This is a genomic window from Pygmaiobacter massiliensis (assembly GCF_900199435.1).
Lineage (GTDB): Bacteria > Bacillota > Clostridia > Oscillospirales > Ruminococcaceae > Pygmaiobacter > Pygmaiobacter massiliensis.
On record NZ_OAML01000002.1, the window covers coordinates 733942 to 751577 of the forward strand.

Genomic DNA, 17636 nt, shown 5'->3' on the forward strand with positions numbered 1-17636 from the left:
ACAAAATTTAAGGAGTCAATTATGAAATACATCAACAAACTCAGTGACGTTCTCGGCAAAAAAATGGCATTTTTAAGCCTTGGCGCAGCACTTTTTGCGCTCGTTTTTCCGCAGCTTGTGCTGCCCCTTACCAAGGTACGCATTGCCAGCCTTTCGCTAACCAACGTCTTACTCGGCGTTATCATGTTCGGCATGGGTCTTACGCTGAAAGGTGAGGATTTTGCACTCATCCTAAAGCGCCCCAAAGACGTACTCATTGGCGTTTTGGCGCAATACACCGTCATGCCGCTGGGCGCGCTGCTGGTAGCAAAGCTGCTCAACCTGCCGCCGGACCTTGCTTTCGGTCTGATTCTGCTTGGCTGCGTACCCGGCGGTACCGCCAGCAACGTTATGACCTTTCTTGCAAAAGGCGACGTGGCACTTTCTGTCACTGTCACTACCTGCACCACGCTGCTTGCCCCTGTTCTGACCCCTGCACTTTCGCTCTACCTTGGTGGCGAATGGGTCAGTGTTAATTTCTTTGATATGCTCAAAAGCATCGTCATTGTGGTGCTTCTGCCGATCCTTATGGGTTTGTTGGTGCGTTTTTTAGTCGGCGAAAGCTGCAAAAAAATCCAAAAGCTCCTCGTTCTCATCTCGGTTCTTTCCATTGTCACCATTGTTGCTATGTGCGTTGCACCCAACGTGGATAAAGTCCTTTCCGCCAGCTCTATCGTGGTTGTTTTTGCGGTATTTTTGCATCATCTGCTCGGCCTTACGGCGGGGTACGGCATCTGCAAACTGGCAAAAATGGACACCAAAAAAGTCCACGCACTCTCCATCGAAGTCGGTCTGCAAAACTCCGGCCTGGCAGTAGGCCTTGCAGGTGGCTTTTCTTCCACCCTGCCGATGGCAGTGCTGCCCTCCGCAGTAGCGACTGTTGTTCATCAGATTTTCGGTTCTATCGTCGCAAACTTTTTTGCATCCCGCGATCAGGGTGACGATGCTGAAGTTGAAACCATCCCCACAGAAGAAGTAAAAGGAGCTTTATCATGAGCAAAGCAAACGTTTTTCTCCCCAGTTGCAGTGTTGGCACCGACTGCTATGAAGAGGTGCGTTATGTTACCCGCCGTTTTGGCAAAAAGGCTGTCGTCATTGGCGGCAAAACCGCAATGGAAAAAGGCCGCCCTGCACTGGAAGCATCTCTGGCTGGCACCGACCTTACCATCACTGATTTTGTTTGGTACGGCGATAATGCAACCTATGCAAATGCTGAGGCGTTGATGGCAACCCCGGCTGTGCAGGAAGCTGATATGATTTTCGGCATGGGCGGCGGTCGCGCCATCGACACCTGTAAGGTAGTCGCAACCCGTTTGGATAAACCGCTGTTCTCTTTCCCGACCATCGCTTCCAACTGCGCTCCCTGCACCGCCATTGCTGTTATCTACAAACAGGACGGCACGCTAGATGGCTACTTCTACCCGCAGGAGCCGGCTGTGCATACCTTCATCAACACCAAAATCATCGCCGAAGCACCGGAAAAGCTGCTCTGGGCTGGCATTGGCGATGCGCTTTCCAAAGAATACGAAGTGCTGCTTGCCACCCGTGACAAAACACTTTCTCACACTCCGCTGTTGGGCAAACAGCTTGCCGGTGCCTGTGCAGAACCGCTGCTGCGCTTTGGTGCCAAAGCGCTGGAGGACTGCCGCTCGAACACTCCGTCTTATGAGCTGGAGCAGGTTGCACTGGACATTGTTATGAGCACCGGTCTGGTTTCCAACTTCACTACCACGCCCGACGCTGACTATTACAACAGCAGTCTGGCACACGCTTTCTATAACGGCTCCACCGTTATTCCGGCAATCGAGCGTCATCTGCACGGCGAAGTGGTCTCCTTTGGCGTATTGTTCTTGATGACCTACGACAAGCAGTATGCGCTGCGCGATGAGCTGATGGCTTTCAACCAATCCATCGGACTGCCCATCTGCCTTGCAGATCTGGAGCTGACCCCTGCTGACCTCGCACCGCTTGCCGCCAAAGCAAAAACAGTTACAGAGTGGCACTGCGCCCCCTACGAATTAACAGAGGCAGCCTTTATTGCAGCGGCGCTGGAATGCGACGAGGCAGGCAAAGCCAGAAAATAATCTATTTCTCTTTTATAAGCCTTTTGTAAAAATCGGGCAGCACTTCTTTAGATGTGGCTGTCCGATTTTTTATGCTTTTTATGCTGTACTGGGACTTTTGTGGGTTGAAGCGCTATCAAAATGCTGCTATAGTAAAAGAAACTTAAACTACACTTTCGCCACCTGTTTTTAAAGGAGCGTTATATGGAACATTCGATTGCATCCCGCTGGCAGCAGGAATACCCTCGCCCTCAGCATAAGCGTAACAGCTTTTTCTGCTTAAACGGTGAATGGGAGCTGAACGGTGTACCCATTCAGGTTCCGTTTCCGCCCGAAGCACCTCTGGCACACTATCCGCTGCCACACGATGGTCAGCTTTGCTACCAAAAGCAATTTTCGCTGCCCACCGGCTTTGCACGTTCTACAGATCGCGTGCTACTGCATTTCGGCGCAGTCGACCAAATCGCGGAAGTTGTGCTAAACGGGCAGTCGCTTGCACGGCATGAGGGAGGCTATCTGCCTTTTAGCGTAGATATTACCGAGGCTTTGCTGGACGAAAACCAACTGACTGTGAATGCACTGGATACCCTCTCGACCGACTACCCTTATGGCAAGCAGTGTAAAAATCGGGGCGGCATGTGGTACACCCCGGTCTCCGGCATCTGGCAAACGGTATGGTTAGAAGCGGTACCGCCCCATGCAGTCAACGCTGTGCGCATTACGCCCTCCCTTACCGGTATTGCGCTTTCGGTTGAAACAGACGCGCCGGAATACACCATTGAGATTCCGTTGAAAGAGGGATTACTGCGACGCACCTTTGCGCAAAAGCAAATCGAGATTGACCTTTTAAAAGAGGACGAAATTCCTCATCTTTGGACACCACAAGACCCATTTTTATATCCCCTTTTCATCGAAACTGACACCGACCGTATAGAAAGTTATTTTGCTTTGCGCACCGTACAGCTTCGTAGCATTGGCGCACAGCAATGCATCTGCCTGAATGGCGAGCCGCTTTTCTTGCACGGGGTGCTTGACCAGGGCTATTTTGCTGATGGCATCTACCTGCCCGAGCAGCCGGTAGAATATGAACGCGATGTTGCACGTATGCAAGAGCTTGGTTTCAATCTGCTGCGCAAACACATTAAAGTAGAACCTGAAACCTTTTATTATGCGTGTGACCGCAGCGGAATGCTGGTACTGCAAGACATGGTGAACAGCGGCAGCTATCATTACTTAAAAGATACGGTATTGCCAACGCTGGGCTTTTTACGCCGCGCTGACCACACCGCCGGAGAAGAAAAGCGAAAAGCCTTTTTTGAGGGGCATGCACTTGCAACACAGCAGCATTTATATAATCATCCTTGTATCGTCGGCTATACCATTTTTAACGAGGGATGGGGGCAGTTTGATGCTGATCGTATCTACCGCACCTGCAAAGCCGCTGACCCTACCCGCTTTTACGATGCCACCTCCGGCTGGTTCGCCCAACAGGAAAGTGACCTCGACAGCCGCCACTTGTATTTCCGCACCAAAGTAATGCGTGCCAGTAAGCGACCACTGTTTCTTTCGGAATGCGGTGGATATGCCCGCCCTGTGCCTGGGCACCTGTTTCAGCCCAATGCAAAGTACGGTTACGGTACGGTAAAAACGCAAGAGCCTTTGACTGAAAAAATTACTGCACTCTACCGCAAAATGGTGCTGCCCTCTATTCCGTTAGGGCTTTGCGGTTGCATCTATACCCAGCTTTCTGATGTGGAAGACGAAATCAACGGCATGTATACTTACGACCGCAACGTTTGCAAGGTCGACACTGCCCAGATGCAGACAATTGCCAACGATATTTTTGCAGAGTTTTGCCACCATGTCAAACAACTAAAATAGCATTTACGCACGGGAACTCGCTTTAGTACTCTTTTTGAAATCTGTGTTTTATAGAAAGCCCATACGGCACAGCAATACTTCTTTTCTAACATTTTATATTTTTCGTAAAAAAGCGAGCCGGTCGATATAATTTCGACCGGCTCGCTTTACTGTTTGTTTAATATGTAATCTTTTCTACCATTTGTTTGAGAATTACCGCTTGTCCGTTCAATTCCTGGCAAGCAGCAGAGCTTTCTTCTGCGGTAGCACTGTTCTGCTGTACCACCTGAGAAATCTGCTCCAGCGCTAATGTCATCTGGTTCATTGCAGTTGCTTCCTGCTCAATCTGGTTGGTAATTTTGCCAATCAGTGAAGTGGTCTGGCAAGACTTATCAATCACCTCACCGAGCGAATCTGCCGCACCCTCGACAATGCCGGAGCCGTTTTGTACCGCTTCGATGGTGGATTTAATGAGTGTCGCAGTTTCTTTAGCAGCCTCGGCAGATTTGCCTGCCAGGTTGCGTACCTCGTCCGCAACTACTGCAAAGCCCTTGCCGGCATCGCCTGCACGTGCAGCTTCTACTGCGGCGTTCAATGCCAGAATATTGGTCTGGAACGCAATGTCATCAATTGTCTTGATAATCTTTTCGATTTCATTCGATTTTTCTTCAATATCATGCATGGCAGAAAGCATCTGTGCCATCTGCTCGCTCTGGTGGTCAATTTTTTCTGCCACCTGTAGCGAAAAGCCGTTTACATTTGCGGCATGCTCGCTGTTTTCTTCAATTTGCCCATTAATGGTCTGAATGGTTGCGGCAAGCTCTTCTACTGTAGAAGCCTGTTCGGTAGCGCCTTGGCTAAGCGCCATAGAGCCATCGGCGATTTGACTGGAACCTGCCTCTACCTGACCCGCAATAGCATTCATGTTAGAGAAGACTTCGCGCAGTTTAAAGTTGATTTGGCTAAGTGCGGAAAGAATATCACTATACTCGCCCACATACGATTCGCTGCAAGAAGAAGCGACCGAGAAATTGCCGTTGCTCATCTCAGTTAAAATACCGCAGAGATCTGCAATAATTTGCTGAGTGGTTTGCGCCATCTGCATAAACGAGCGAGTCATTTGGGCAAGCTCGTCGTTTCCATTTGGCTGCAAGTCAATGTCAAAAGAGCCGCTTTCCATTGACCGTACCGCGCTCTCCATCTGCACCACATTTTTTGTAATGCCACGTGAAAGCTTTTTAAACAGCACCGTGCAAAGTGCGACACACGCTACACCAGTTACCAAAAGCGCAATCGTTGCCTGGTGTTTGATGGCAATGCTCTCCTGATATTTTTGCTCGGCCTGCTCATCAGAAGCATCGCCTACCGCTGAGAGTGCCGCAACAAATCGCTCTGAAATCACATCGTTAAACGTGGTATTGTAAAAGGTCAACGCTTCTGCGCTTTGTCCTGCTTCTATCATGTCCATTAGGCGATAGGTTTCCGATTTTAAGTCGTCGAACGATGCCTGCATTTCCGCAATCATTTCAGGCTGGCCCAGTGTTTGGTTCATATCCTGAATCAATCCATCGATTTTGACAAACCGCTCGTCAAAATCTGCCACCTGCTCCTCAGTCACCTTATTGTCGTTGCTGATAAACGCCACCAAAATGCGTTTATTAATCGTCTGAATATCTTTTCGAATTTCCATCTGATTTTTGGTGTTTGCATATTGAATGCGATAGAAAGTATCCATGATATTGCTTGCATGGTTAAAAGAATTATAAGCCAGTGCTACCATCACCAATATCGAAACTAAAATGACTAGAAATACTGATTGAAACTTGTATTTAATCTTCATATTTTTCAACATTCTTTTTCCTCCACCATTCCTGTTAAATACGATGATAGCATTTTCGACATAATTTTGCCAATTCAAATAAGTTATGACATGTATACAAAAATAGAATCGCTTTCATTGCATAGTTCGAGTAAAAAATTGGTGCCTGTGTGGCGCGAAAACGCTTATCCACGCCTTCCTCATACTGCTTTTTATATTGCTGCATCAGTTAACGCTAGTTGCACTTTATAAAAAGGGAAAAAGAAAAACCGCAGAGGCTAGCTGTTTTGCTGAACTCTGCGGTTTTGTTTTGGAGCAGATAGCGGGAATCGAACCCGAAAACAAACGCTTAATAAAGCCGTTTTAACAGTGCTGACGAATCACTGACGAAATTAGAAATCAAATTGATTTAGCTTAGCTGCTGCATTATCCAAGCGCCCAGAACGCCAATCTGTATAAATGTCCATCGTTGTGCTGATGTTCGCATGACCTAAAATATGCTGTACGTCTTTTGGCTCTAGTCCGGCCTCAAAGCAGATTGTGGCAAAGGCGTGCCGAAGCTGATGAAACGTTGCATTCACTCCGGTCGCCCTACTATATCGCTTAATCTTCATCAACAAATGGCTTTCCGTTATAATGCTACCATCTGGCTCTGCGAATATTCTTCCGCTTTTTTTCCTGCGAAGCTTTAAATTTTTGGAAAGCTTGTCCAGCAATGGCACGGTACGTTCTCCGGCCTTTGTTTTTGGCGATTTCACAAAAGCTCCAAGCTGGGTATAGGTGACTGACTTGTTTACGTTTATTATTTTATTCTCCCAGTCTATATCGCTCCACTCTATTGCCAATGCTTCACCGCGGCGCATACCAGTATAAAGTAAAAAGAAAAAGAAGTCTCCGAATGGAACGTCCGTGTTTTCCTTTATAATATCTATTTGGGACTGATTGGGAGATACGCGCTTTTTTCTCGGCAGGCTACGCGGCACTTTTACCAGTGCCGCCGGGTTGTTGTAGCAGTTATAGTCTATACACGCCTTTTGAAAAATCATTTGTAAAACATTCAAGTTGTTGCAAACAGTTTTATATGATAAGCCTTTAGCAACAAACGTATTTACGTATGCCGCACAATCTTGTGTGGTAATATCTTTAAATGGTATCCCGCGAAAATAGTTAACTGCTTTATTGTATGCAGACACATAGCCGCCTTCCCATGTCTTGGCGGTGACACGCTCTTCGGTTTCCGTGTACCAGGCATCGGCTATAACGTCAAATAAAACTCCTGTTTCCTTTTTTTCTTGAAAGCTTTTAATTTTGCGTAACAGTTCTTTTTCCGTTCTACCGTAAAAATGGTGTCCGTCAACTACTTTCTCCATTCGTCCATCTTTACGCATTTTAATGTCTGTTTTTTTTGCCATTATTTTTTTCACCTCTTGCTAAGCCTACCACAGAGGTGATACAATACAGTTGTGGACTGCGTATCCTTCTGGGTAAGCTGTTCTTTATGTCCCCTGCCGGTTGCGCCCGGTGGGGGATTTTTTTGTTTAATAAATTGGTGCGCGCTCAAGAAATTCAATTAAATATAAAATAGATACCATGCTAAGAGGAACTAATACCAATGCCTTGCGAATTGGCGTGCGTAATTTGTCTGCAATGGATAGGTGCACAAACGGCAAACACAAAGCGTATCGGGGCGCGCTTAGCAGCCATGTGGCACCGTCCACTAGCGCAATATAAGCCAATGAGTAAAATCCTAAATGAGTAGGCACCTTTTTTGAACCCCACCAAGTCGATATCAATTGCGCCATGATTACTAAGACAGCCATCAACGAAACCAGAACCGCAAATTTTATATTGTCTTTTAGCCCACCCCAAAAATATTCTTGATGATATTTTATAGTGTTACAAAAAATCCCCAGTCCTTGCCCCCAATGGTCACGCTGAAATTCAGAATACGCCAACCAATTTCCATACACTTTAAAATTAATCAGTAAATACGTTGCAATGCCTAATACCGGCCCGCTTGCTGACACAAGATAAGTTCCCCACCGTGCAATTCCACTTTTATTTTTAAATCCTTGAGCGGCCATTATTATTGCAGGAACAGCCAGCAATACGCCTGGACTGCGCGTTAATGCCGCCGCATAGCTAGCAATTACAAAAACCCAAAGCTTTCTGCTTTGAAGCGCCCAAAGCGATACCATGCATAAAGCAAAAAACAAGCTTTCCGTCATTGGAGATAAAAAGAAAAATGCGCCCGGAGATACCAATAATAAAATCAATGCAAGTTTTGATGTGGGTTGATCATAATATTTTGATGCTACCACATAAAACATTGTCATTCCAACGATAAATATTGGAATTTGCAAAAGAGTGCCTAATACATACCATCCAATAGGGATGATAAAATGCACAAGCTTTAGTAGCAGCGGCCACAGTGGAAAGAACGCAATCATTAACTCTTGCTCGTGGAAAGCTTCGCCGGTACCATATCCAAACTGTGCGATATTAACGTAATGGTTCACATCAAGCTGGATAAAAACGTCTTTAAGCGATTCATCTAAAGTATAGCTTGGGTTTTTTAGCATTGCGTAAAGAAATATAAACGCTACCCATGCCACGCTTACAATCGCCATCAAAGCCGAAACCGTTTTCCAGTCTAATTTATCATCCGATGTATTCGGCGCATCTTCTGGCTTAAATAAACGGATAGTAAATCGATATATGCAAAGCAAAAATATAATACCAGATAGCACTGGCAAAATTAATTTCATATGTCCCTCCTCTCACTATTAAGCTTGCTTAAGATTATCTTCCATAACCCGCCTCAAGCTCATCGTGTATTACTGGCTCTTCATTAAAAAAATGGTCTTTTTTGATATGCATAAGCTCATGCTCTGCTGCACATCTTTGGCATTCTGGCGATAATACCGTATTTACAAATACAAAAAAATCATCTTCTATTTTCACCACATTGCCGCGCACCCGCGCCGGAAGCTCTATTCCTTTAATGTAAATATCATTCACCGACTATCACTTCCCCAAATAAGCCTCAATGATTTTCACTGCTTTTTCAACGTCCTCTTTGGTTGCGCCTTTAGCCAAACTAAAAAGCATTTTCATTTCCGGCCTTGTTTTTAATAATTCAAGATACTCTGTAAGCTCTTCGTCACCATTGACGAGGGGCTTTTCTTTTTCTTCGCTACCAAGCAAGTAATCGACGGTGACTTCAAAATAGTCTGCTATTTTAGACAACGTTTCGACTGACAAGGTTTGTTTCCTGCCCATTTTCAAATCTGTCATCATGCCTCTACTAAGTCCTATGTCGTTACACATTTTACCCGGCTTAATTCCCTTTTCCTCGCAAAGTGAAAACAATATGTCGTACAAGTTGTGCATATTACAGTACTCCTTTTGTGCAGTTAGCCAAAAGTACTTTGAAAAGTGAAAGTACCATTGACTTGTACTTGCAGAAGTACTATAATTCAATCACGGAAGTACTTTCGCAAGTATTAATTTCAGTTAGCACCTTTATATTAGTACTTATTGACGTACTTGTCAACCTTTATACAAAAGAAAGGAGGATTTTTTTGAGCAGACAAAAACGCACTGATTTTGGAAAGCAGGTAAAGCATAAGCTTGACGACAAAGAAATGCTGCAAAAAGATTTGATGGCTAAAATCCATGAAGAAACTGGGCGGTACATTGACAGCGGATACATGAACAAAATTTTGACTGGCAAACGTACTCCCCAAGTTATTATTGCGAGCATCTGTCACATTCTTGATATGCCTATTCCGCAGCCTCACGAGCTGCAGCTCGAAAACAATTTGTAAGAAAGGACAAACTATGAATGAACTTATCAAAATCAATTACGATTCTGAACAACCCACAGTGAGCGGTAGGGAGCTGCATGAGTTTTTGCAGGTCGGTACCGAATACAAAAAGTGGTTTGAGAGAATGAGTGAATACGGATTCTCCGAAAACACCGATTTTGCAAGGGTGACCCAAAAATGTCCTACCCTTGGCGGTATGCAAAATATGACCGACCACCAACTCACGGTCCCCATGGCAAAAGAAATCTGCATGTTGCAACGCAACGAGAAAGGCAAGCAGGCTCGTCAGTATTTCATTCAGCTTGAAAACGCCTGGAACACCCCAGAGCAGGTCATGGCGCGGGCACTCAAACTTGCGGACAAGCAGATGCACGCCCTGCAAATCGAAAACTCCGAGCTTACATATCAAAACCAGCTTATGCACCCTAAGGCCCTCTTTGCAGATGCGGTAGCCGCAAGCAAGACCAGCATCCTTGTTGGAGAACTCGCTAAGCTGCTGCGGCAGAACGGCGTAGACATCGGCGAAAAGCGTTTGTTCGATTACCTGCGCGACAATGGCTACCTTATCAAGCGCATTGGTACGGACCGCAACATGCCCACACAGCGCAGCGTTGATGCAGGCTGGTTCACAATTAAAGAAACTACCATTACTAGACCAGACGATGCGCCGTTAATCAACAAGACCCCAAAAGTCACCGGCAAAGGACAAGCATATTTTATCAACCTCTTTCTCTCTGGAAAGGCTAAATTTTAGCTGCTATCCAGATATTACCACAATCATTGTCCAATAAACAGGACTTTAGAAAGGACAAGCCAAATGCCAAGAGAAAAAGAATTATATCGTGATACGCTCGAAAGGTTGCGTTACATAGCTGAAAAGCAGTGCGGATTAAAATTGTTGTACAACTACGAAGAAGCTTCTAAAATGACAGGCTACAATATCGGCACATTGCGAAACAACCCACAACGTTTTGGATTTCAAGACGCACGCGTCACTTTGGAGCGTTTGGCGAGGGCACTTACATGAAATGTGATTTAAATTGCTTAATGTGCACACGCCCGGAAGATAAGTGTACCGGCGGCAGCTATCGCAAAGCTACCCCATGGAAAGGCGCAACCAAAGCTGCGGACAAGCCCGCAATATCCGGTCGTCAGATGCCCGCTAAAAACCGCTGTGGCCGGAGGATAGGCCGATGAAGCGAAACTACTTATCGCTTGCCGCGGTCGCCCTGTTAGCCATAGGATTCGCGCTTACTGCGCAAGGCTACGAGAGTGACACTCTACAAGCCCAATGACGCGCCGCAGTGCTTGAACGGCAATTAGACGAGGCAACAACTCAACACGCGCTTATGGCTGCCCAGCTTGCGGACAAGCTACCTCTCGACACTGAATACATAGGTGAGTTTCTTACCACCAGCTATTGCAAAAACTGCCCTAAATGCGGCACCACAGACATCTGTTATTCCGGCGAACCATTTGCAGCTGATGTGTCCTGTGCGCTGGCTAAATCAATGTTGGACAAGTACCCGCTCGGCACATGGCTTTATATTGATGGCATTGGCATACGGCGCGTAAGTGACATCGGCGGCGGGGTTGCTGAAAATCAAATTGATGTAGCCGTGTCCGGCACGCATGAAGATGCGCTGAACTGGGGCGGTTATGGTATGCACCGCGTATGGGTGCTGAAAGGATAGTGAAAATGGAAACCGTTAGCCCTCTAGCTTTTATTCTACTGCTTGCCATGCAGCCCACAAACCGCGTGCTGTGGTTGCTGCTGCTCTTTGCCGCTGGTATCTGCACCTACATATTCACAATCGCAGAAAAAGAAAAATCGCCTGCACGGGCTGGAACCCCGCACAAGCGAAATAGGTAAGACTGGGAGTCTTGCCTTCATATTAAAACGAAATGGAGGATTTGTCAAATGTCACAAACCGAATTTGTAGAATCCTTGGACACCAAAAACCTCACTCCCATCGAAATTGGTGGAGAGTACGACCCATTTAGAAAGGACGATACATATGAAACTATTTGAAATTGATGCAAAAATTGCCGCTCTTATTGACACCGAAACCGGTGAAATTGCGGACTTTGAAGCGTTTGAAGCGCTGAACATGGAAAAAGAGCAAAAGGTCGAAAACATCGCTTTGGCATATAAAAACGCTCTTTCCGACGCAGAAGCGCTTAAGGCTGAAAAAAACTCTTTCGCGGAGCGTGAGAAAAGCGCCAAGGCAAACGCCGACCGGCTTAAAGCATACCTTGATTTCGCTTTAGGCGGTGCTGGGTTCAAAACTCCAAAAGTCAACATCAGCTACCGCAAAAGCACTGCCTTGGTAGTTGATGATATTTCCAAAATCCCTGCAAATTATCTTGTCACTAAGCCGGCCGAGGCAGACAAAACAGCATTGAAAGCTGCAATTTCCGATGGCGCTGAAATTGGCGGTTGCCATATCGAAGAGCGCCAGAACATTCAAGTAAAGTGAGGTGTGCTCAATGGAAAAGATGGAGATTTATAACTCTTCCAGAAAAGTTCCCGAAGAAGCCATCAAGCCAATCGCCGGCGGAAAACTGAAAGGCAAAAGCGACATTAACCCCATGTGGAGAATCAAAAAGCTTACTGAACTGTTTGGACCGTGCGGAATTGGCTGGAAATACGATATTGTTCGTCAATGGGAAATTTCAGGTGCAGCCGGCGAAGTCATGGCATTTTGCAATATCCATCTTTACTACGCACAAGATGGAACATGGTCTGACCCAATCCCTGGCACTGGCGGTTCCACACTGGTTGCGCTTGAAAGAGGCGGTCTAGTGTCAAGCGATGAAGCTTATAAAATGGCTCTTACGGACGCGATTTCAGTTGCAGCAAAAGCGTTGGGGGTTGCAGCGGATGTGTATTTTGAAAAAGATCCTACCAAATACAGCGGCCGTCCTGATGCTCAACCGCCTGTTCCAAAAGAAACGATTAAATGCAAAACCTGTGGCGCTGTAATCAAAGACACAAAAAAGGGCGGCAAGATTGTTACGGCTGCGGATGTTGCAAAAAGTCTTAACGGCCAGTGCCCTGACTGCTGGCGGAAAGCACAAGGCGGCGCATGAAAATCTGTACATTCAAATTCAAGCCGAAAGACTTCAATCTAGCGATTGAACGTTTAAAGTGGGCCATCAAAGACTTAGACCAGGACAAGCCTTTGGACGTTCTACTGGAAACCCACAATGAAAAGCGCAGCTTAGATGCAAATGCTTACCTTTGGGTGCTGATTGGCGAAATCGCCCGCGAAACCCAAAAGAAGAAAGAAGAAGTGTACCGCGAAGAAATAAAAGAACTTGGCGGCAACTACGACACTGTGTGCGCCACGCAAAAGGCGGTGGGGCAGCTTTGCGGACACTGGGAGGCAAAGGGGCTGGGCTGGATTGCCGAGCGGTTTGAAAGCAAGATTGAGGGCTGCGAGAACGTCAACCTTTATTATGGCTCTTCGGTTTACGACACAGCGCAGATGGCGCGGCTGATTGACAACGTTGTACAGGATGCGCGTGCGCTTGGAATCGAAACCATGACACCCAAAGAGCTTTCTCTTTTAAAGGAGGATTGGCATGGATAGCATTGTGCAATTTGATACTTCCGTCTGCTGGCTTTGCGATAGATTCGCTACATACGGCCAACCGCTGGACAAGCACCACTGCTTCGGCGGTGCTTACCGCAAAAAAAGTGAAGCTTTAGGCTTGTTTGTCTACCTGCACCACGACGAGTGCCACATCTTTGGCAAAGACAGCGCGCACCAAAGTGCTGAAACCGCACTAAAAATCAAGCAAGCGGCACAGCTTGCAGCAATGCAACAGTATGGATGGAGCACCGATGATTTCATCCGTGAATTCGGAAAGAACTACCTTTAGGAGGATATAAATGCTTAATATCAGCGCTCTCATGGGCCGCCTTACGGCAGACCCCGAACTCCGGCGCACACCCAATGGTGTGTCCGTTACAACATTCACTATCGCGGTAGAGCGTACATATACCCCGCAAGGGCAAGAAAAACAAGCGGATTTCATCGACATTGTAGCATGGAGAAACACTGCCGAGTTTGTTTGCAAGTATTTCAGTAAAGGCAGAATGATTGCGCTGAACGGCAGCATTCAAACCCGCCTCTACGAGGACAAAGAGGGCCATAAACGCAAAGCCTTTGAGGTGATGGCCGATAACGTGTTTTTCTGCGGCGACAAAGCCCCTGCACAGGCATCCGCCGATATTTCACGAGAGGCTGCTCCTGCTTTTGCACAAGGCCAAAGCGATGATTTTGCGGTGTGCGACGACAACGCGGATCTCCCGTTTTAAGGCGGTGAAAACATGGATTACAGCTTTAACGGCGAAATAGCTGCCATGTACGGTGTGGATGAAGCCGTTTTCATCCACAACCTGTACTGGTGGATTAAAAAGAACAAAGCAAACGGAAAGAATTTTCATGACGATGCGTACTGGACGTATAACAGTGTGGCGGCATGGAGCGAACTGTTCCCGTTTTGGACAAAAGAAAAAATCAGAAGAATTTCAGAGCGGCTCGTAAAGGCCGGGGCAATCAAGGTTGGAAATTACAATGCGGCAAAATACGACCATACCAAGTGGTACGCACTCGCCAATTCGATTTGGCAAATATACCAATTCGATTTGGCAGAACCGCCAAAAGGAAATGGCAGAACTGCCGAACCTATACCAGATAGTAAACCAGATGGTAAACAAAATAGTAAACCAGATGTTAAAGGCACGACACCAGAAAACGATTTGGACGGATTCCCACCGGAAGTCAAAACAGCACTACTTGACTGGTTCACCTACAAAGCAGAGCGAAAAGAATCGTATAAACCAAAGGGCAGAGAGAGCTTCCTTTCCTCTGTCAGAAACAAACTAAAACAGTACAAGCCTGCCGCCGTAGTTGATGTGATTCAAAATTCAATGGCAAACAACTGGAAAGGCGTAATCTGGGACACAATCGACAAGACCGCGGTTGCAACGGCTGAACCTGTGCTGATACCAAAAACAGAAAAGGACTTCTTCGAGATGACCCCGGAAGAAATGTTCGGATAGGAGGGGCAATGAACGCAATAGACGCAGAAAGAGCTGTGCTCGGCTGTATGCTCCTGTTCCCAGCTGAAACCGAAAGCGTTTACCGCAGACTGTCCCCGAAGATGTTCAGCGCAGAGCCGCTCGGTGTGATGTTTAACTGCTGCATGAAGCTGCATAAGCAGAATATGCCGGTTGATGTGGTCACCGTGATTTCAAAACTTGGCGATGATTACAAGGTATTGATTGCAACGTGCGCGGAAACTGTACCAGCCGCCTCTAGGTTCGATTTTTATTGCGACCTAGTGTTAGACGCTTGGCGGGTCAGAGAAATGAAACAGGCGGCTATGGAGATTGCCACGGACGAGCTAGGCTCGGAAGAGATAATCCAGCGGCTGTCAGATGTGTTAGCCCGACAGAATGTAATCAACTCCACGCTCGAGGATTCCACGGCAAAAGACTTTACACAAGGCGCGATAGCTTTTCTGGAAAGTATGTATCAGCCAGATACTTCAATCAAGACTGGCTGGCAGCAGTTTGACCGCGTGGTTGGAGGGCTACAAAGAAAATCGGTTTATGTTATCTCTGCTCGACCAGGCAAAGGCAAAACGGACTTCGCGTTGCAGATAGCTACAAAGGTTTCAATGTCACACCGGACAGTGTATTGCAGCATGGAAATGCCTACCACGCAGCTGATGCAAAGAATTGCAGCAAGAGCGACACGGATCAACTCAACGAAAATTCGCGACAAGGCGTTATCGCAGGATGAACAAGTCAAGGTTACGCGAGCCATGGAGCTGATGGCAGAACACTGCAAAGTGGTTTTTGACGAAGCATCCATGATTACATCCGAGTTTGTTGAAGAACGCATTTTGAAATACAAGCCAGATGTTATCTTCATCGACCATTTGGGGCTGATGGACAAGGGCAATAAAAAAAACCAGTGGGAAGCCGTTGCAGAAGTCACGCATAGGCTCAAGGCGCTGGCCATGATGCACAACGTTGCAGTAGTCGAGCTGGTACAGCTAAACCGCGCCACGGACGGCAGAAAGGCCACACAGGGTGACTTATACGGTGGTGCTTCGGTGGAGCAGGACGCTGATGCAATATTCGCGCTGAACGTTGAACCGATTGAAAGATTTCTTGACGGTGACGAAAGCGTGGGTGTGACAGTGGACGTTATGAAAAACAGACATGGTGGCGTGGGCGAAATGCAGTTTGCATGGCAGCCGCAATACCACAACTACATACCAATGGAGGTTGACCGATGAAAATCACGCTGAAAGGTGTACCGCCTAGCCTTAATCAAACGGCTGGGCGAAAAAACCGGTGGGATTACATAGAAACCAAAAAAGAGTGGACGCGGGCGGCTTATTATGCCTGCAAAGTCTCACCCGACCGGCCGCAAGAACCATTTTCCAAAGCTATGGTGCGTATCGATTATTTCTTTAAAGACGCTCGACGGCACGATGCAGATAACTACAGCGGAAAATATTTTATGGACGGGCTGACAACGGCAGGGGTAATCAAAGACGATGACTTAAGCCATATATCGGTTAGTATCCATGGGCATATTGACCGCAAGAACCCAAGAACAGAAATTACGGTCGTAAAAATGTGGGAGGAAACAGCATGAGGTGCTATGAGCTGAAAAAGTGCAGCGAGTGCGCAAAGAAATCCACCTGTAGGTTTCCCGAAGTACCGGAGGGTGTGTATCGCTTTAAACCTGCGGGGCCGGTCAATCTGGATAGCCTAAAGTATCGTTCAAAAGATTGGGGGTTCCGGGCGTGAAAATAAAAGCAGAGCTATACCACGACAATTTTCAGAACTATAAGCGATATGGAGTACCGAAAGCACAATTGGTTATCGCGGATATTCCTTACAATTTGGGAGCAAACGCTTATGCTTCCAGCACTGAATGGTACATAAACGGAGACAACAAACAGGGCGAGAGCAAAAAAGCTGGGAAAGCTTTTTTCAACACCGACAACAATTTTAAAATTGCAGAATATATGCACTTTTGCAGCCGGCTACTTATCAACGAACCAAAAGAAAAAGGGAAAGCCCCGGCCATGATTGTATTCTGCGCTTTCGACCAAATCCCTATGGTGATGGATTACGGGAAACGATACGGATTTAAAAACAGCTACCCCATATTTTTCATCAAGAACTACTCCGCCCAAGTGTTAAAGGCGAATATGAAAATTGTAGGAGCCACCGAACACGCAGTAGTGTTGTATCGCGACAAGCTGCCAAAATTCAACAACGGCGGCCATATGGTTTTCAATTGGTTTGATTGGAAACGGGATAGCACAAAAGATTATCCCAAAATTCACCCTACGCAGAAGCCGGTAAGTGTATTGAAACGATTGATTGAAATATTCACCGACGAAGGCGATGTTGTAATTGATCCGTGTGCGGGAAGCGGTTCAACCTTAAGAGCTGCATATGAACTCGGACGCCACAGCTATGGGTTTGAGGTGGACAAAGCATTTTATACTGCAGCTCAAGAAAAGATGCTCCAACCAATGAAACAAAAACCGATAGTTGAACAGCTCGGGTTAGACGGGAGGTGTGGCGCATGAAAGCCAGAACCGTACTTAGCAATAACATTAAGTAGCTTGCCATAGAAACCGCAAACCGTGAGGTGGACAAGCAAGCGCGAGATATCACCAGACGCAACATCTATATGTTTTGCCTTGCCCTGCACAACGTGGGAATCAGTAGCAAAACCCTTATGCGCGCAATTGATAACCTCAACGAGCAGGTTGTACCTGCATACGGCGAGTATAGACGCGATGGCGTGGCCGATGCTGCACTGGCGCAGGCTGTTGCTGCTATTGGGCTGCCGGTGGAACAGATGGAGAGCGAACTTTAACAACACCCGGAACGGTCTACAAGGCCAGCCGACCGCTTGCCTCCTAGCGCCGGTGCTGCCCTGCTTAAGGGTGGCTGATGTTCCGATTTTAGAAAGG

22 protein-coding genes are annotated in these 17636 nt (G+C 46.8%); 17 read left to right on the forward strand and 5 right to left on the reverse strand.

The window, feature by feature from the left end; genetic code table 11:
- Window positions 1–21: 21 nt before the first annotated feature.
- The 3 genes from C1A11_RS03530 to C1A11_RS03540 all read left to right on the forward strand — a co-directional run bounded on the left by C1A11_RS03530 (window position 22) and on the right by C1A11_RS03540 (window position 3983).
- Window positions 22–1035 (forward strand): bile acid:sodium symporter family protein, encoded by a 1014-nt coding sequence (locus tag C1A11_RS03530; RefSeq protein ID WP_102049022.1) that lies wholly within the window; start codon window positions 22–24, stop codon window positions 1033–1035.
- Window positions 1032–2123, forward strand: coding sequence for an iron-containing alcohol dehydrogenase family protein (locus C1A11_RS03535; RefSeq protein ID WP_102049023.1), 1092 nt, complete (start codon window positions 1032–1034; stop codon window positions 2121–2123). The genes C1A11_RS03530 and C1A11_RS03535 overlap by 4 nt, the downstream gene beginning before the upstream one ends.
- Before the next feature lie 183 nt (window positions 2124–2306).
- Window positions 2307–3983, forward strand: a complete 1677-nt coding sequence (locus C1A11_RS03540; RefSeq protein ID WP_102049024.1) for a glycoside hydrolase family 2 protein — start codon at window positions 2307–2309, stop codon at window positions 3981–3983.
- Window positions 3984–4140: 157 nt separating this feature from the next.
- On the opposite strand, the gene C1A11_RS03545 is transcribed toward C1A11_RS03540, so the two are convergent.
- From C1A11_RS03545 to C1A11_RS03560, 5 genes are all read right to left on the reverse strand, one after another.
- Entirely contained in the window at window positions 4141–5814 is a 1674-nt protein-coding gene (locus tag C1A11_RS03545; protein ID WP_102049025.1) for a methyl-accepting chemotaxis protein, read from the reverse strand.
- A gap of 359 nt (window positions 5815–6173) precedes the next feature.
- A complete protein-coding gene (locus C1A11_RS03550; RefSeq protein WP_102049026.1) occupies window positions 6174–7193 on the reverse strand; it encodes a tyrosine-type recombinase/integrase in 1020 nt (339 codons plus the stop codon).
- A 126-nt stretch (window positions 7194–7319) separates the two neighbouring features.
- The gene (locus C1A11_RS03555; RefSeq protein WP_102049027.1) at window positions 7320–8549 is read right to left on the reverse strand and encodes a glycosyltransferase family protein; all 1230 of its coding nucleotides are present in this window, start codon (window positions 8547–8549) and stop codon (window positions 7320–7322) included.
- A gap of 34 nt (window positions 8550–8583) precedes the next feature.
- Window positions 8584–8802 (reverse strand): hypothetical protein, encoded by a 219-nt coding sequence (locus C1A11_RS13670; protein WP_145995708.1) that lies wholly within the window; start codon window positions 8800–8802, stop codon window positions 8584–8586.
- A gap of 6 nt (window positions 8803–8808) precedes the next feature.
- Window positions 8809–9174: a helix-turn-helix domain-containing protein gene (locus C1A11_RS03560; RefSeq protein ID WP_102049028.1), complete on the reverse strand. Its 366-nt coding sequence runs from the start codon at window positions 9172–9174 to the stop codon at window positions 8809–8811.
- Between the two features lie 191 nt (window positions 9175–9365).
- Between C1A11_RS03560 and C1A11_RS03565 the strand changes: the two genes are divergently transcribed.
- The 14 genes from C1A11_RS03565 (at window position 9366) to C1A11_RS03630 (ending at window position 17539) form a co-directional block, all read left to right on the forward strand.
- On the forward strand, window positions 9366–9611 hold the full coding sequence (locus C1A11_RS03565) for an XRE family transcriptional regulator (protein WP_102049029.1): 246 nt from the start codon (window positions 9366–9368) through the stop codon (window positions 9609–9611).
- A 13-nt stretch (window positions 9612–9624) separates the two neighbouring features.
- Complete coding sequence (locus tag C1A11_RS03570; protein ID WP_102049030.1) at window positions 9625–10365, forward strand: phage antirepressor KilAC domain-containing protein; 741 nt, start codon at window positions 9625–9627, stop codon at window positions 10363–10365.
- 63 nt (window positions 10366–10428) lie between these two features.
- Window positions 10429–10638 (forward strand): hypothetical protein, encoded by a 210-nt coding sequence (locus tag C1A11_RS03575; protein WP_102049031.1) that lies wholly within the window; start codon window positions 10429–10431, stop codon window positions 10636–10638.
- A 277-nt stretch (window positions 10639–10915) separates the two neighbouring features.
- Window positions 10916–11305: a 3D domain-containing protein gene (locus C1A11_RS03580; RefSeq protein ID WP_145995709.1), complete on the forward strand. Its 390-nt coding sequence runs from the start codon at window positions 10916–10918 to the stop codon at window positions 11303–11305.
- Window positions 11306–11629: 324 nt separating this feature from the next.
- Window positions 11630–12091 (forward strand): siphovirus Gp157 family protein, encoded by a 462-nt coding sequence (locus C1A11_RS03585; protein ID WP_102049033.1) that lies wholly within the window; start codon window positions 11630–11632, stop codon window positions 12089–12091.
- Between the two features lie 10 nt (window positions 12092–12101).
- Window positions 12102–12704, forward strand: coding sequence for a hypothetical protein (locus tag C1A11_RS03590; RefSeq protein ID WP_102049034.1), 603 nt, complete (start codon window positions 12102–12104; stop codon window positions 12702–12704).
- Window positions 12701–13207 carry a recombination protein NinB gene (locus C1A11_RS03595; protein WP_102049035.1) on the forward strand — a complete coding sequence of 169 codons (507 nt, stop codon included), beginning with the start codon at window positions 12701–12703 and terminating at the stop codon, window positions 13205–13207. The genes C1A11_RS03590 and C1A11_RS03595 overlap by 4 nt, the downstream gene beginning before the upstream one ends.
- Window positions 13200–13499, forward strand: coding sequence for a hypothetical protein (locus C1A11_RS03600; protein ID WP_102049036.1), 300 nt, complete (start codon window positions 13200–13202; stop codon window positions 13497–13499). The genes C1A11_RS03595 and C1A11_RS03600 overlap by 8 nt, the downstream gene beginning before the upstream one ends.
- A gap of 10 nt (window positions 13500–13509) precedes the next feature.
- Complete coding sequence (locus C1A11_RS03605) at window positions 13510–13938, forward strand: single-stranded DNA-binding protein (protein ID WP_102049037.1); 429 nt, start codon at window positions 13510–13512, stop codon at window positions 13936–13938.
- Window positions 13939–13950: 12 nt separating this feature from the next.
- Window positions 13951–14685 carry a hypothetical protein gene (locus C1A11_RS03610; RefSeq protein WP_102049038.1) on the forward strand — a complete coding sequence of 245 codons (735 nt, stop codon included), beginning with the start codon at window positions 13951–13953 and terminating at the stop codon, window positions 14683–14685.
- Between the two features lie 8 nt (window positions 14686–14693).
- Window positions 14694–15932: a replicative DNA helicase gene (locus C1A11_RS03615; protein ID WP_102049039.1), complete on the forward strand. Its 1239-nt coding sequence runs from the start codon at window positions 14694–14696 to the stop codon at window positions 15930–15932.
- Window positions 15929–16297 (forward strand): RusA family crossover junction endodeoxyribonuclease, encoded by a 369-nt coding sequence (locus tag C1A11_RS03620; RefSeq protein ID WP_102049040.1) that lies wholly within the window; start codon window positions 15929–15931, stop codon window positions 16295–16297. The genes C1A11_RS03615 and C1A11_RS03620 overlap by 4 nt, the downstream gene beginning before the upstream one ends.
- 151 nt (window positions 16298–16448) lie before the next feature.
- The gene (locus C1A11_RS03625) at window positions 16449–17246 is read left to right on the forward strand and encodes a DNA-methyltransferase (protein WP_207653942.1); all 798 of its coding nucleotides are present in this window, start codon (window positions 16449–16451) and stop codon (window positions 17244–17246) included.
- A 62-nt stretch (window positions 17247–17308) separates the two neighbouring features.
- Window positions 17309–17539 (forward strand): hypothetical protein, encoded by a 231-nt coding sequence (locus C1A11_RS03630; protein ID WP_145995710.1) that lies wholly within the window; start codon window positions 17309–17311, stop codon window positions 17537–17539.
- Window positions 17540–17636: the final 97 nt, after the last annotated feature.

What these genes read in the sequence shown, in the direction of transcription:
- C1A11_RS03530 (WP_102049022.1), top strand. Translation starts at nt 22, where the DNA reads ATGAAATACATCAACAAACTCAGTGACGTTCTCGGCAAAAAAATGGCA.
- C1A11_RS03535 (WP_102049023.1), top strand. Translation starts at nt 1,032, where the DNA reads ATGAGCAAAGCAAACGTTTTTCTCCCCAGTTGCAGTGTTGGCACCGAC.
- C1A11_RS03540 (WP_102049024.1), top strand. Translation starts at nt 2,307, where the DNA reads ATGGAACATTCGATTGCATCCCGCTGGCAGCAGGAATACCCTCGCCCT.
- C1A11_RS03545 (WP_102049025.1), bottom strand. Translation starts at nt 5,814, where the DNA reads ATGTTGAAAAATATGAAGATTAAATACAAGTTTCAATCAGTATTTCTA.
- C1A11_RS03550 (WP_102049026.1), bottom strand. Translation starts at nt 7,193, where the DNA reads ATGGCAAAAAAAACAGACATTAAAATGCGTAAAGATGGACGAATGGAG.
- C1A11_RS03555 (WP_102049027.1), bottom strand. Translation starts at nt 8,549, where the DNA reads ATGAAATTAATTTTGCCAGTGCTATCTGGTATTATATTTTTGCTTTGC.
- C1A11_RS03560 (WP_102049028.1), bottom strand. Translation starts at nt 9,174, where the DNA reads ATGCACAACTTGTACGACATATTGTTTTCACTTTGCGAGGAAAAGGGA.
- C1A11_RS03570 (WP_102049030.1), top strand. Translation starts at nt 9,625, where the DNA reads ATGAATGAACTTATCAAAATCAATTACGATTCTGAACAACCCACAGTG.
- C1A11_RS03575 (WP_102049031.1), top strand. Translation starts at nt 10,429, where the DNA reads ATGCCAAGAGAAAAAGAATTATATCGTGATACGCTCGAAAGGTTGCGT.
- C1A11_RS03585 (WP_102049033.1), top strand. Translation starts at nt 11,630, where the DNA reads ATGAAACTATTTGAAATTGATGCAAAAATTGCCGCTCTTATTGACACC.
- C1A11_RS03590 (WP_102049034.1), top strand. Translation starts at nt 12,102, where the DNA reads ATGGAAAAGATGGAGATTTATAACTCTTCCAGAAAAGTTCCCGAAGAA.
- C1A11_RS03595 (WP_102049035.1), top strand. Translation starts at nt 12,701, where the DNA reads ATGAAAATCTGTACATTCAAATTCAAGCCGAAAGACTTCAATCTAGCG.
- C1A11_RS03600 (WP_102049036.1), top strand. Translation starts at nt 13,200, where the DNA reads ATGGATAGCATTGTGCAATTTGATACTTCCGTCTGCTGGCTTTGCGAT.
- C1A11_RS03605 (WP_102049037.1), top strand. Translation starts at nt 13,510, where the DNA reads ATGCTTAATATCAGCGCTCTCATGGGCCGCCTTACGGCAGACCCCGAA.
- C1A11_RS03610 (WP_102049038.1), top strand. Translation starts at nt 13,951, where the DNA reads ATGGATTACAGCTTTAACGGCGAAATAGCTGCCATGTACGGTGTGGAT.
- C1A11_RS03615 (WP_102049039.1), top strand. Translation starts at nt 14,694, where the DNA reads ATGAACGCAATAGACGCAGAAAGAGCTGTGCTCGGCTGTATGCTCCTG.
- C1A11_RS03620 (WP_102049040.1), top strand. Translation starts at nt 15,929, where the DNA reads ATGAAAATCACGCTGAAAGGTGTACCGCCTAGCCTTAATCAAACGGCT.